Annotated in this window: 12 protein-coding genes; 6 read left to right on the forward strand and 6 right to left on the reverse strand. The window is 70.4% G+C overall.

Annotation, left to right across the window (positions count from 1 at the left end; all coding sequences use genetic code 11):
- The first annotated feature begins 270 nt into the window (after positions 1-270).
- Genes H4W31_RS30450 through H4W31_RS30470 form a run of 5 tightly spaced genes read left to right on the forward strand, consistent with a single transcriptional unit; the run spans position 271 to position 5,948 of the window.
- Complete coding sequence (locus H4W31_RS30450) at positions 271-1,950, forward strand: ABC transporter substrate-binding protein (RefSeq protein ID WP_192769776.1); 1,680 nt, start codon at positions 271-273, stop codon at positions 1,948-1,950.
- Between the two features lie 7 nt (positions 1,951-1,957).
- The gene (locus H4W31_RS30455) at positions 1,958-2,941 is read left to right on the forward strand and encodes an ABC transporter permease (RefSeq protein WP_192769777.1); all 984 of its coding nucleotides are present in this window, start codon (positions 1,958-1,960) and stop codon (positions 2,939-2,941) included.
- A 1-nt stretch (position 2,942) separates the two neighbouring features.
- On the forward strand, positions 2,943-3,869 hold the full coding sequence (locus H4W31_RS30460; RefSeq protein ID WP_192769778.1) for an ABC transporter permease: 927 nt from the start codon (positions 2,943-2,945) through the stop codon (positions 3,867-3,869).
- Positions 3,866-5,014, forward strand: coding sequence for an ABC transporter ATP-binding protein (locus H4W31_RS30465; protein ID WP_192769779.1), 1,149 nt, complete (start codon positions 3,866-3,868; stop codon positions 5,012-5,014). The genes H4W31_RS30460 and H4W31_RS30465 overlap by 4 nt, the downstream gene beginning before the upstream one ends.
- Positions 4,983-5,948 (forward strand): ABC transporter ATP-binding protein, encoded by a 966-nt coding sequence (locus H4W31_RS30470; protein ID WP_192769780.1) that lies wholly within the window; start codon positions 4,983-4,985, stop codon positions 5,946-5,948. Before H4W31_RS30465 ends, H4W31_RS30470 begins: the two co-directional genes overlap by 32 nt.
- Positions 5,949-5,969: 21 nt before the next feature.
- Here the strand turns inward: H4W31_RS30470 and H4W31_RS30475 are convergent, their stop codons facing one another.
- On the reverse strand, positions 5,970-6,605 hold the full coding sequence (locus H4W31_RS30475; protein ID WP_192769781.1) for a carbonic anhydrase: 636 nt from the start codon (positions 6,603-6,605) through the stop codon (positions 5,970-5,972).
- A 241-nt stretch (positions 6,606-6,846) separates the two neighbouring features.
- Between H4W31_RS30475 and mgrA the strand changes: the two genes are divergently transcribed.
- On the forward strand, positions 6,847-7,842 hold the full coding sequence (mgrA, locus tag H4W31_RS30480) for an L-glyceraldehyde 3-phosphate reductase (protein WP_192769782.1): 996 nt from the start codon (positions 6,847-6,849) through the stop codon (positions 7,840-7,842).
- Between the two features lie 158 nt (positions 7,843-8,000).
- On the opposite strand, the gene H4W31_RS30485 is transcribed toward mgrA, so the two are convergent.
- The 5 genes from H4W31_RS30485 to H4W31_RS30505 all read right to left on the reverse strand — a co-directional run bounded on the left by H4W31_RS30485 (position 8,001) and on the right by H4W31_RS30505 (position 13,042).
- Positions 8,001-9,740: a GumC domain-containing protein gene (locus tag H4W31_RS30485; RefSeq protein WP_192769783.1), complete on the reverse strand. Its 1,740-nt coding sequence runs from the start codon at positions 9,738-9,740 to the stop codon at positions 8,001-8,003.
- Positions 9,725-10,480: an ABC transporter ATP-binding protein gene (locus tag H4W31_RS30490; RefSeq protein WP_192769784.1), complete on the reverse strand. Its 756-nt coding sequence runs from the start codon at positions 10,478-10,480 to the stop codon at positions 9,725-9,727. Before H4W31_RS30490 ends, H4W31_RS30485 begins: the two co-directional genes overlap by 16 nt.
- A gap of 230 nt (positions 10,481-10,710) precedes the next feature.
- Positions 10,711-11,424: a DivIVA domain-containing protein gene (locus H4W31_RS30495; protein WP_192769785.1), complete on the reverse strand. Its 714-nt coding sequence runs from the start codon at positions 11,422-11,424 to the stop codon at positions 10,711-10,713.
- Positions 11,421-12,596: a globin domain-containing protein gene (locus H4W31_RS30500; protein ID WP_192769786.1), complete on the reverse strand. Its 1,176-nt coding sequence runs from the start codon at positions 12,594-12,596 to the stop codon at positions 11,421-11,423. Before H4W31_RS30500 ends, H4W31_RS30495 begins: the two co-directional genes overlap by 4 nt.
- Positions 12,597-12,598: 2 nt before the next feature.
- Entirely contained in the window at positions 12,599-13,042 is a 444-nt protein-coding gene (locus tag H4W31_RS30505; RefSeq protein ID WP_318783488.1) for a group I truncated hemoglobin, read from the reverse strand.
- Between the last annotated feature and the right edge of the window lie 177 nt (positions 13,043-13,219).

Here is a 13,219-nt window from a genome sequence, read left to right on the forward strand (position 1 = left end):
ATCATCGTTCGCCCCGGCGTCGGTGACCGCCGACGGCGGGGCGGCGGCCGGAACGTCCCCGGCCCGTACAGGCGGAACCGGTTAAGCCGGAGTCGGCGCCCGGCGGGGCTGACCGGCGCACGCTCATGTCGTGAAAAGGCAGCTCATCGTCGCGGCGGCAGCTATCGTCCACCGTCTATTGACTCTGAACCGGTTCGGTGTTGTTATCGATCTCACGTTCCCCGGACACCGCGTCGAAATCCGCCCGAAATTCCCGACCGGGAGGCACCGATGAGATCCCCCCTCGCCCGCCGGCTGCTCGCCGCGCTGGCCACCGCCACGCTGGTCGTCGGCGGTGCCGCCGGCTGCGGCGACGACGGCGACGCAGACGGCTCCGGTACGGCCGAGGGCAAGATCATCAACGTCTTCTCCGGGGCGAACGCGGGCTTCGTGCCGAACTTCAACCCGTTCTCCCAGAACAGCGTCGCCGGCACCCACAGCGTGCTCTACGAGGCGCTGCTCTACTTCAACGGCGCCCGGGCCGACGACGTGCAGCCGCAGCTCGCCACCGGCTACGAGTTCGCCGACAACGGCCGGACGCTGAACCTCACCGTCCGGGACGGGGTGAAGTGGAGCGACGGCACGCCGTTCACCGCCGAGGACGTCGCCTTCACCTTCAACCTGATCCGGGACCACCAGAAGATCAACCACAACGGCCTGCCCATCGTCGAGGCCGTCGCCGCCGACCCGACGCACGTCTCGATCAAGTTCAGCCAGGGCGTCTACACCCGGCTCAACCTGATCGCCGGCCGGATCTACATCGTGCCCAAGCACCTGTGGTCGGCCATCGCCGACCCGTCCGCCTTCACCAACGAGAAGCCGGTCGCCACCGGGGCGTTCACGGTGGCCTCGTTCAGCCAGCAGAACTACGTCTTCGAGCGGAACCCGAACTACTGGGAGGCCGGCAAGCCGAAGATCAAGGGCCTGCGGTTCCACCAGTTCGCCAGCGCGGACAGCGCGATCGCGGCGCTCGGCGCCGGCCAGCTCGACTGGGCCGGCTCGTTCATCGCCGACATCGACAAGCAGTACGTCAGCCGGGACCCCGAACACAACAAGTACCTCAACGAGTCGCAGCTCTACCTGACCAACCTGATCCCCAACCTGGACAAGGCGCCGTTCAACAGCGTCGCGGTCCGCAAGGCGGTCAGTCTCGCCCTGGACCGCGACCAGATCATCAAGCTGGCCTTCTCCGGGTACGGCAAGCACGCCAGCCCCGCCCAGCTGCCCCGGCCACTCTGGGACGACTACATCAAGCCGGAGTACAAGGACCGCAAACTGGAGTTCGACCCGGCCCGCGCGGAGCAGACCCTGCAACAGGACGGCTGGACCAAGGGCGCCGACGGGATCTACGCCAAGGCCGGCCGGCGGCTGTCGTTCACCGTCAAGGTGGTGCAGGGCTACAACGACTACATCTCCGCGCTGCAGATCATGACCCAGGCACTGAAGTCGGTCGGGATCGAGATGAAGACCCAGGAGGTCTCCTTCACCGCCTTCTCCACCGACCAGCAGACCGGCGACTTCGACATGATCATCACCAACCTGTACAGCGAGGGCACCGCGTACAGCTGGTACAGCCGCGGGTTCGCCAGCAAGACCACCGCCCCGCTGGGTCAGCAGGCCGGCTCCAACTACGGCCGCTACCGCAACCCGAGCGTCGACGCCGCCCTGCTGGTCATGGAGAACACCCCGCCGGACCAGAAGGACGCGCTGCGGGCCGAACTGTTCAAGATCCAGGACGTACTGGTCGAGGAGCTGCCGTACATCCCGATCCAGCAGTCGAGTTCACTGATCGAGTACCGCACCGAGAACATCTCGAACTTCCCCACCGAGCAGAACCACTACGCGCTGACCACCCCGTACAACGGGCCGGACATGGGCATCGTGGCCAAGAACCTGCTTCCGGCCGGCTGAGCGCCCGATGCGCTACCTGCGGCGCAAGGCGCTGTTCTACCTGGTCGCCGTCTGGGCGGCGGTCACCCTCAACTTCCTCATCCCCCGGCTGATCAAGGGCAACCCGGTCGACGCCGTCCTGGCCAAGACCCAGAACATGACGCCGATGTCGCCGGAGGCCCGGCGGGCCCTGGAGCTGCAGTTCGGGGTCTCCGACGACCCGCTGTGGCAGCAGTATTTCGGCTACCTCGGCAACCTGCTGCGCGGCGAGTTCGGGCTGTCGGTCAGCTACTACCCGACGCCGGTGGCGAAGGTGCTCAGCCAGAGCCTGCCCTGGACGGTGGTGATGGTCGGGCTGGCCACCGTGCTCAGCGTGCTGCTCGGGATCACCCTCGGCATGCTTGCCGGCTGGCGCCGGGGCACCTGGCTGGACGCGCTGGTGCCGACCACCACCTTCCTGGCCGCCATCCCGTACTTCTGGCTCGCCCTGGTGCTGCTCTACGTGCTGGCCGGGATCCTCGGCTGGTTCCCGCTCAACAGCGGCTACAGCTACGAGACCACCATCGGGTTCAACTGGCCGTTCCTGCGCAGCGCCGTCTACCACGGCATCCTGCCGGCGGCCTCGATCGTGGTCGCCTCGGTCGCCGGCTGGTTGCTCGGGATGCGGAACATGATGGTCTCCACGATGGCCGAGGACTACGTGGTGACCGCCGAGGCCAAGGGACTCCGCCCCCGCCGCATCATGATCCAGTACGCGGCCCGCAACGCCGTACTGCCCAGCGTCGCCGGCTTCGCCATCACCCTCGGCTTCGTGGTCAGCGGCTCCATCGCCACCGAGATCGTCTTCTCCTACCCCGGCATCGGGATGAACCTGGTCGCCGCCGTCGCCAACGCCGACTATCCGCTGCTGCAGGGCATCTTCCTGGTCATCTCCCTCGCGGTGCTCGGCGCCAACTTCGTCGTCGACCTGCTCTACGCCCTGATCGATCCCCGGACCCGGCAGGCCGGCTGAGATGGCGACCATCGAGACCCAGCACGACGTCACCGGCGAGGTGGTACCCGGCGTGGTGGTGCCGACCGGCCGACCCCGCTGGCGTGGCCTGCTGCACTCCCGCAAGCTGGTGACCGGACTCGGCATCGTCGGGTTCTTCGGCCTGGTCGCCGTCGTCGGCCCACTGCTGGTCGGCGACCCGCAGCTGGTCAGCGACGACCGGCTGCTCGGGCCGTCCGCCGCGCACCTGCTCGGCACCACCAACACCGGCCAGGACGTGTTCCGGCAACTGGTCGTCGCCACCCGCGGCTCGATGGTCGTCGGACTCGTCGTCGGTGTCCTCGCCACCGTGGTCTCGGTGCTGGTCGGCGTCGTCGGAGGCTACGCCGGCGGCCACACCGACGAGGGACTCTCCCTGTTCAGCAACGTCTTCCTGGTGCTACCCGGACTGCCGCTGGTGGTCCTGATCACCGACTACGTGCAGACCCGGGGGGCGCTGGCCATCGCGCTGATCGTCTCGATCACCGCCTGGGCCGGCTCGGCCCGGGTGCTGCGGGCCCAGACCCTGTCGCTGCGCTCACGCGACTACGTCGACGCGGCGCGGGTCAGCGGCGAACCCGGCTGGCGGATCATCACCTTCGAGATCCTGCCCAACCTGCTGCCGCTGATCGCCGCCCAGTTCGTCTTCGCCGTCATCGGCGGCATCCTCACCGAGGCCGCCCTCGCCTTCCTCGGCCTCGGCGGCGCCGGCTCCTGGGGCACCATGCTCTACTTCGCGCAGAACTCGCAGGCCCTCTCCCTGGGCGCCTGGTGGTGGTTCGTGCCACCCGGGCTGGCCATCGCCCTGGTCGGCGCCGGACTCGCGTTGATCAACTTCAGTCTCGACGAGCTGATCAACCCCCGGCTGCGGGTCGCCCGCCGCGACCGCCGGACCGGACGTGCCCGATGACGGTCGGGCCGGCGCCGGCCGGCGACACCGTGCTGTCGGTACGCGGCCTGAACGTCGTCTACGACGGCCCGACACCGGTACAGGCCGTCCGGGACGTCAGCTTCGACCTGGCCCGGGGCGAGGTGCTCGGCATCGCCGGGGAGAGCGGCTGCGGCAAGTCCACCCTCGCGTACGCGATGACCCGGCTGCTCAAACCGCCGGGCCGGCTCGTCTCCGGCGAGGTCGTCTTCCACCCCGACGACGGCCCCCCGGTCGACCTGTCGACACTGCACGGCGAGCACCTGCGCCGGTTCCGGTGGAACCGGGTCGCGATGGTCTTCCAGGGCGCGATGAACGCCCTCAACCCGGTGCTGTCGGTACGCCGGCAACTCGCCGACGTCTTCACCGCGCACCGCCCCGAACTGCGCCGCCGCGAGCGCGAGGAGCGCTGCCGGGAACTGCTCGACCTCGTCGGCATCGGTCCCGAGCGGCTCTCGTCGTACCCGCACGAACTCTCCGGCGGGATGCGCCAACGGGTGCTGATCGCGATGGCGATGGCGCTGCGACCCGACGTGCTCGTGATGGACGAGCCGACCACCGCGCTCGACGTCGTCGTGCAACGCGACATCCTGGAGGAGGTCGACCGGCTGCGGGCCCGGTTCGGTTTCGCGGTCGTGTTCATCACCCACGACCTGTCCCTGCTGCTGGAGATCAGCGACCGGCTGGCCGTCATGTACGGCGGCCGGATCGTCGAGTACGGTCGCGCCGCCGACATCCACACCGCCGCGCACCACCCGTACACCGTCGGCCTGCTGCGCTCGTTTCCGAGCCTGCGCGGCCCGAGGACGGTCCTGCACGGCATCCCGGGAACCCCGCCGGACCTGTCCCGGCCCCCGCCCGGCTGCCCGTTCACGGCCCGCTGCCCGTACGTCCTCGACGCCTGCCACCGGATCGACCCGGCCCTGCGACCGGCCGGTACCGGCCCGGCGACCAGCCAGGTCGCCTGCCTGCACTACGACCCGGCGCTGCGGCCCGACGGTCCACCGCCGGCACTGCGGGCCGGCCGGTTCGACCCCGAACCCGAACCCGACCCGCCACCGGCGGCGACAGTTGACGAACCAGAGGCAGGGCCGGATGACCACGCTGACCGTCGACCATCTGAGTAAACACTTCCCGCTGCGTGACGGGCGGCGGCGCCGGACGCTGCGCGCGGTCGACGACGTCTCCTTCGAACTGCGGTCCGGGCAGACGGTCGCGCTGGTCGGCGAGAGCGGCAGCGGCAAGTCGACGATCGCCCGGATGCTGGTCCGGCTGACGACGCCGACCGGTGGCCAGATCCGGCTCGACGGGATGCCGGTGCGGGCGGACCGGCGGGCGGTACGCCGCTACCGGCGCGACGTGCAGATGGTGTTCCAGGACCCGTTCGGATCGCTGAACCCCGCACACACGGTGGAGTACCACCTGCGCCGGCCACTGCGGCTGCACGGGGTGGCCCGCGGCCCCGGCGAGATCCGCGCCGCCGTACGCGACCTGCTGACCCGGGTCAATCTCACCCCGGCCGACCAGGTGGCCCACCGGCTGCCGCACGAGCTGTCCGGCGGGCAGCGGCAGCGGGTCGCGATCGCCCGCGCGCTCGCGCCCCGGCCCCGGATCCTGCTCGCCGACGAGCCGGTGTCGATGCTGGACGTGTCGATCCGGCTGGAGATCCTCAACCTGATCGACCGGCTCAAGCGGGAGGAGGAACTTGCGGTCCTGTACGTGACCCACGACCTGGCCACCGCCCGCTACTTCGCCTCGTCGATCATGGTGCTGTACCGGGGACAGGTGGTCGAGTCCGGTCCCAGCGACGAGGTGATCCTGCGCCCGGCGCATCCGTACACCCAGTTGCTGGCCTCGGCCGCGCCCGACCCGGGCAGCCCCCGCACGGTGACCCCCGGCGGCATGCGGGCGCTGCGCGGCGGGCAGCAGCCCTCGACCACCGACACCGGCTGCCTGTTCCGGGACCGCTGCCCCGCCGCGATGGACGTCTGCCGCACCCCGGTGCCGGAGTTCGACGTCGCCGCCGGGCACATGGCCCGGTGCTGGCTGCGGCAGCCCTGAACGTCGCCGGCCCGCGTCGGTCTAGTGGTCGGCGGGTGCGGCGCCGGAGACGGTGACCGTGATCCGGCCGTCGGCCAGCCGGTAGAACATCCCGACCACGTCGCACCGGCCCGCGGCCACCGCCTCGGCCAGTTCGGTGCCCGGGGCCGTGATCGTGTCGATGGTGTGCTGGATGTGGACGCCGGCGACGCCCTCGTCGTCGGTGATCTGTCGGGACCGCGCGTCCTCGATGCTGGGGGCGACCCGCTCGACGATCGCGCCCAGGTCACGGCCCGGCAGCCGGGTACCGCTCAGCGCCGCGTGGGTGGCCTGGATGGCGCCGCAGGTGTCGTGGCCGAGGACGACGACCAGCGGCGCGCCGAGCACCACGACGCCGTACTCGATGCTGGCGGTCACCTCGGCGCCGACGATGTGCCCCGCGGTCCGCACCACGAACAGGTCGCCCAGGCCCCGGTCAAAGATGATCTCAGCGGCGAGTCGGGAATCCGAACAGCCGAACACGACGGCGAACGGCCGTTGCGCGGCGGCCACCACGGACCGGTGCTCGGCGTCCTGGTGCGGATGGATCCGGGTACCGGTGACGAACCGCTCGTTACCGGCCAGCAGCTCGTCGAGCGCCTCGGCCGGCCCGACCGGTCGGTGTTCCAGGTATGCCATGACGTCCCTTTCGACGGTGCCGACCCCGCTGGGAAGCAAGGTCGACGCCTTCGGCGACCTGATGCGTAACGATCAGTACCACGGATCGTCCCCGCCGGTCAGCTGAAAACAGCCTGACCGTGAGCGACGGAACACCGGAACCACGCGGTGCCGCCTACGGGGTGCACACCGCCAGGCTACGGCCCTGGGCGAACTCCCGGGCGGATGCGACACGGCCGGAGCGGATCAATAAGGTGACGACGTGACCTACGTTGCCGCGGACGACCGCTACGACTCGATGACCTACCGCCGGGCCGGCCGCAGCGGCCTCCGGCTGCCCGCGATCTCGCTCGGCCTCTGGCACAACTTCGGCGAGGAACGCCCGTGGCAGCAGCAGCGGCAGATCTGCCGCCGGGCCTTCGACCTCGGGGTGACACACTTCGACCTGGCCAACAACTACGGGCCACCGCCCGGTTCGGCCGAACGGAACTTCGGCCAGGTGCTGGCCGCCGACCTCGCCCCGTACCGCGATGAGATGGTCATCTCGACCAAGGCCGGCTACCACATGTGGCCCGGCCCGTACGGTGAGTGGGGCTCCCGCAAGTACCTCGTCTCGTCGCTGGACCAGTCGCTGCGCCGGATGGGACTCGACTACGTCGACATCTTCTACCACCACCGGCCCGACCCGGACACCCCGCTGGAAGAGACCATGGGTGCCCTGGACGCCGTCGTACGCGCCGGCAAGGCCCTGTACGTCGGACTGTCCAACTACGACTCGGCCCAGACCGAACGGGCCGCCGCCATCCTGGCCGAACTCGGCACGCCGCTGCTGATCCACCAGCCGTCGTACTCGATGATCAACCGGTGGATCGAGCCGGACGGGCTGCTGGACACCCTCGAACAGGCCGGCGCCGGCTGCATCGCCTACAGCCCGTTGGCCCAGGGCCTGCTGACCGACCGCTACCTCGACGGGATCCCGGCCGACTCCCGGGTCCGTACCAGCGTCTTCCTCGACGAGACCGACCTCGACGAGACGACGATGGCGACCGTCCGCGCGCTGAACGCGATCGCCGCCCGACGGGGACAGTCGCTGGCCCAACTGGCCCTGGCCTGGGCGCTGCGCGACAACCGGATGACCAGCCTGATCATCGGCGCGAGCAGCGTCGCCCAACTGGAGACCAACGTGGCGGCGCTGGACAACCTCGACCTCACCGACGCCGAACTCGCGGAGATCGAGAGCCACCTGACCGGGGCCTGACTTCACCGCCCGGCCCCGGCGACCGGAACCACCCCACGGCCGTCCCGGGCCGGGCCAGCCGAGCGGGTCGCCGATCCTCTGCGACTCAGATCGCTCACGATCAGGCATGTGAGCTGGTCACGCTGGAGTGCCGGCGCGAGTACAGCTGGACCGGCCGGCTATTCCGTGGTGGCGGGTTGCCGGGGCGGCAGGACGATCCACGTGCCGAGCGCGTACATCGCGAGACCGAGGATGGCGAAGCCCAGCGCCACCGGGTAGCGCAGGCCCGGCGGCATGTAGGTGGCGAGGAACCACGTGTGGTGCAGCATGTCGCGGCTCACGAACACCGTGGCCAGGATGCCCTGGGGGATCAGCGGGATCGCGGCGAAGCCGAAGCACCACCACGCCACCACCTTGCGGGGTTTGGAAAGCTCCGTGAACCGCGACTGCATCGTCCCGCCGGTCGAGCGGCCGGTACGCATGGTGGACAACAGTTCCGGCCCGCGCTCCCGGAGCCGGGCCGAGGCCAGCCGCCCGAAACCCCACCAGCACAGCACGCCCGTCGCCACCCCGACGATCACCCCGGCCCAGCCGAACCGGATCGCCACGAAACCCGCCGGTAGCGCGGTCGCGACGACCAGGGCGAGCGCCAGGTACGCCTGGCCGGTCAGGCTTCCCTCGTCTTCGCTGGTCCGCAGCGGATTGTTCGCCCGCTTGTGCGGGTCGGTGCCCGGCACCAGACCGTAGACGGAGATCAGCGGGACCAGACCCGCCGCGCCGCCGAGCAGCGCCGGCAGCAGGGCGAGGATCAGCGGCCACGGGCCACCGGTGATCGCCGTGCAGACCACGGTCAGCAGCACCGCCACCGGGGCGTGCGTCGCGAGCCACGCGACCTGCCGCCCGCGCACGTCCGAGGCGCCCGGCGTCATCACCGTCAGCCACAGCGCCGTGCCGTCGGTGCCGTAGACGTTGGCCGCCATCGCGGCCGCCATCACGATGAAGACCGGGCCCGCGTACGGCAGCATCCCGTTCCACCCCAGAAGCAGCGGGCTCGCGGCGAAGCAGACACCGTATGTGAACGCGAACGTGAACTGGTAGGTCCGCACCAGGTCACGCGACGAGGTCCGCAGCTCCTTGGCCACGATCGCCCCGTCGGCGGTGCGCGCGAGGAACGGCCGCCGGGCCCGCCCCGACGTCCGGGTCACGCCGACCCGCCATCGCAGCAGCGCCGCCCACGCGAGCAGCAGCAGCACGATCAGCCCGGCCAACGCGCCGAAGGCCCACCACGACCCGCGCACCGCCAGTAGTCCCCAGCCGGATGGCAGGTACCGGACGAGCGGTGGCACCCCGGTCTGCCCCAGGGCCAGGAAGACGACCCAGATCTGCCCGAGCCCGGCCAGGATCGCGCCGTTGAGCACACCGGTGCTGATCGCGCCCAGCCGGCTGCGCAGCGCCAGCCCGACCAGCCCGACGGCCACCTTGGACAGCAACACGAACACGGCCAACTGCAACAGCATCGCCGGAACCGCGACCAGCGCCGCGACCAGGCCGAGCCGCGCCCCGACGACGACCAGCCCGAGCAGGGCGGTCAGGCTGACCAGCGGCGGCAGGCCGACGAACGCCGCCGCCAGCAGTCCGACCGCAAGACGACGCGGCGGCAGGCCCAGCAGAGCGAAGTACTCCGGGCGGAGCGTCTCGTCACCGCCGCCCATGAAGACCGGGCCGAGGAGCCAGCCCAACAGCCAGACCGCGTACGCGGCGGCGAGCAGGTCCAGGTCGCGGACCGCGAGATAGATCGTGCCGCCGGCGAGCACGATTCCCAGCACCGCACCGATGCCGGCGGTCTGGGCCCGTTCCCCGCGCAGGGCGTGGCGCAGGGCCGCGACCTTCATCGCCGCCATCGTCAGTGCGACAGCCACGACAGCTCCTTGATCCCGCCGTCCTCGCCGCCGACCAGGGCGACGAACGTGTCCTCCAGCGACCGCGACCCGCGTACCTCGTCAAGCGTGCCCGCCGCGGCCACCCGCCCGGCGTCGACCACGGCGACATGGTCGCAGAGCTGCTCGACCAGCGCCATCACGTGGCTGGAGAGCACGATGGAGCCGCCGCCCCGGACGAAGCCGCGCAGGATCGTCTTGATCGTGGCGGCCGAGACCGGGTCGACCGCCTCGAACGGCTCGTCGAGCACGAGCAGCCGAGGCGCGTGCAGCAGCGCGGTCGCCAGGCCGATCTTCTTACGCATGCCGGTCGAGTACTCGATAACCAGCGTGCCGTCGGCTCCGGACAACTCCAGCACGTCGAGCAACTCGTCGGCCCGACGCAGTACCTCGTCGCGCGGCATCCCGCGCAGCAGGCCGAGGAACGTGAGTACCTCGCGGCCGGTCAGCCGCTCCGGCATGGCGAGCCCGTCGGGCAGTACCCCGACGAGCGCTTTGGCCTCGTCGGGGGCGGACCAGACGTCGGCACCGAAGATGCGGGCGGTGCCGCCGTCGGGCCGCAGCAGGCCCACGGCCATCGAGAGGGTGGTGGTCTTGCCGGCACCGTTCTGCCCGACGAGCCCGTAGAACGAGCCCTGGGGCACCCGCAGGTCGATCGCGTCGACGGCCAGCTTCTCGCCGAACCGTTTGGTCAACCCGTTGATTTCCAGCGCAGGCGTCATCGATCCCCCGGTACGTCGCGTGCCGACAAGGCGTCGACATGTTCTACCGGACCTTGGCGGCGCCGCGCTAGATCCGTCCGGGTCCCAGTCCGCTGTGTACGTACCTGAAAACCCACACCGACTCGTTGCGACCGTGGTTGTCGACCCAGCGGCCGGCGACCGGATGGTCGCCGGCCGACACCACACTCCAGAGTTCCCACCCGGCCACGCCGACGGACCAGGACGGTGCCTCACATCTGGCGCGGAGCCTCCGGACGCGGCGACAACGCCTGCCGGACCGGACCCTGCGGGCCGGCCACCCCCGGACCTGCCTCGCGGGCGATCCGGTCCATGGTCCGGGCCAGATGCTCGCTGCCGTCGTCCAGATGCCGGGCCGCCGCCTGCATGTGCGAGATCATCATCTCGCCGAAGATCTTCAACGCCTCCCGGGTCGCGATCGTGTCGTCGAAGTTCGACCCCGCCGACGCCCGGTAGTCCTGCACCGCCTTCTCCGCCTCGTTGCGGGCATCCTCGGCGGCCGCCCGCAGATAGTTCTCGTACTGCACCCTGGCGTACTCGGCGACCCGGCGGGCGTAGTCGTGCGCCTGGGCGATGATCTGCTCTGCCTCCCGCTGCGCCGCCGACAGCAGGTTGACCTCCTTGGCCCCCGGCAACTGCGGACGGCTGCTGGCACTGGGCAACACCCCGTGCCGATGCAGCTCCACATGGTCGTGCAGCCGCTGGTTCTCGGCCCGCAGGTCGGCGATCTGCGTCGCCAGCAGGTCAAACTCGTCGGCCACCTGATGACGGAACCGGTCGACGTCCCGGTCGTCGTAACCCCGCCGGGTGAACGAGGACGTCGTGAACTCCCACCGCCGGACCCGGTCCGCGGTGATCCGGACCCGCTGCCCCGAACCGCTCACCGCCGTCGCGCGGTTGTACTCGCTGATCGGGCTGGCGCTCACTGCGTACCTCCATCTGCCGCCCTCTGCTCCTGCACGTCACCGACCCGTTGCCCGGGCGCGTACCACTGCCCACCCAACGCCTCGTAGTGCAACTGCCCGGTGTGGTAACCGGCCTGGGTCAGCCCACTGACCGCGCTCGAGACCATCACGTCCGAACCACAGGCGAAGACGTGCCGGCCACGCCAGTCACCGTCGGCCATCGCGCGGTCCACCACCGAGGTGAACTCCCCTGGACGCGACGGGTCGCCATTGACCACGTACGTCACCCGCAACCACGGGTACGACGCCACCAACTTCTCGATCGCGTCGACGTCGTAGAACTCGGTCCGCGACCGGGCGCCGACGTACACGTCGACCCGCCGGCCACCGCCCTCCGCCGCCACCTGCTCCACCAGCGACTTCAACGGCCCCCACCCGGTGCCACCGGCAAGCAGCAACAGGTCACCGGCCCCGGCCCGGCGCAACGTCAGGCGCTCCCCCAGCGGGGCCGCCAGATGCAGCTGGTCGCCGACGTTCGTGGCGTAGACCAACCGGGAGCTCACCGCGCCACCGGGAACCGCCCGGACGTGCAACTCGATCGTCCCGTCACTGCGCGCGGCGTTCGCCGGCGAGTAGTACCGCCAGGCCCGGGTCTGCGGACTCGACACCCCGATCGACTGACCCGGCTCGAACGGCAACAGGTACTGCGGACGCAGGGTCAGCACCGCGATGTCGAAGGTACGGGGTTCGTGCGCGACGACCTCGCCGACCCACCACGGCGGGCTGACGTTCTCGGCCGCGCTGGCACCGTCGGACATCACCTTCGCGACCAGCCCGTACGCCGCCGTCCAGTCCTGGGCGAGGTCCTCGGTCCAGTGCTCGCCGAGAAAGTGCGCCAGGGTGGCCAGCAACGCCTCGCCGACCGCCGGATAGTGCTCCGCCCGGACCGCGAACTTGCGGTGGTCCGCGCCCAGCGACTGGAGGAACCCGACCAGCTGGTCCACCTGGTCCACATTGGAGACGACATGCCCGAGCGCGGTGACCAACCGGTCCCGCTGCCCCGCCATGTTCGTCGGGAACATCTGCCGGACCTCGGGATGGGCGAGGAAGAGAGTCGAGTAGAAGAAGAGCGGCACCTGATCGCCGTGCCCGGCGACCAGGTGCCAGCTCTGCTTGAGACGGGCTACGTCCACGGTCAAACGCCCGCCGAGGAACCGCTCGACACTACCTGGTCACGGACCGATACCAGGGTTGCCCGCACGTCGTCGAGGATGTCCGCCGGCACACCGAGCTCGGTCAGCGTGTCCAGCAGATGCGCGCCGACCCGGGCGAAGTGCTCGTCCGGGATGTCCAGCGGCTGGTGCGCCTCGGCCAGTCCACGGCCGGCGTAGTTGTTCGGGCCGCCGAGCACCACCGTCAGCATCAACACCATATGCCGCCGCTGCTCCTCCATGTTGATGGCGGAGAAGTACGGGGCCAGCTCGGCGTCGGCGAGCACCCGGTCGTAGAACAGCCCCACCGCGGCCTTCACCGACTCCGCCCCGCCGATCCGCGCATAGTGCGAGGGGCGGGCAGCCGATCCGTTGCTGGGGGTGCTGGCGCCGCCCGAGGACACGGCGCTGTCTTCTGGTTCCGTCACGGTCTTCCTTCCGGCGCGAGAGGGGTCGCGCGGCGTTGAGGGGCGTGGCACAGGTTGCCGACCCAGGGGGCGGATCGCCGACGAGGGACACTACCGCGCCCACCCGTTCTGTGTCATCCGACCCGAAACGGTGTCATCCGTACCCAGATTGTTCGGCGCTCATCGATGCCATTCCGT

Source organism: Plantactinospora soyae (genome assembly GCF_014874095.1).
Lineage (GTDB): Bacteria > Actinomycetota > Actinomycetes > Mycobacteriales > Micromonosporaceae > Plantactinospora > Plantactinospora soyae.

Excerpts from the sequence above, each read along its gene's own strand:
- H4W31_RS30455 (WP_192769777.1), top strand. The coding sequence starts at position 1,958 with ATGCGCTACCTGCGGCGCAAGGCGCTGTTCTACCTGGTCGCCGTCTGG.
- H4W31_RS30470 (WP_192769780.1), top strand. The coding sequence starts at position 4,983 with ATGACCACGCTGACCGTCGACCATCTGAGTAAACACTTCCCGCTGCGT.
- H4W31_RS30450 (WP_192769776.1), top strand. The coding sequence starts at position 271 with ATGAGATCCCCCCTCGCCCGCCGGCTGCTCGCCGCGCTGGCCACCGCC.
- H4W31_RS30490 (WP_192769784.1), bottom strand. The coding sequence starts at position 10,480 with ATGACGCCTGCGCTGGAAATCAACGGGTTGACCAAACGGTTCGGCGAG.
- H4W31_RS30465 (WP_192769779.1), top strand. The coding sequence starts at position 3,866 with ATGACGGTCGGGCCGGCGCCGGCCGGCGACACCGTGCTGTCGGTACGC.
- H4W31_RS30460 (WP_192769778.1), top strand. The coding sequence starts at position 2,943 with ATGGCGACCATCGAGACCCAGCACGACGTCACCGGCGAGGTGGTACCC.
- H4W31_RS30475 (WP_192769781.1), bottom strand. The coding sequence starts at position 6,605 with ATGGCATACCTGGAACACCGACCGGTCGGGCCGGCCGAGGCGCTCGAC.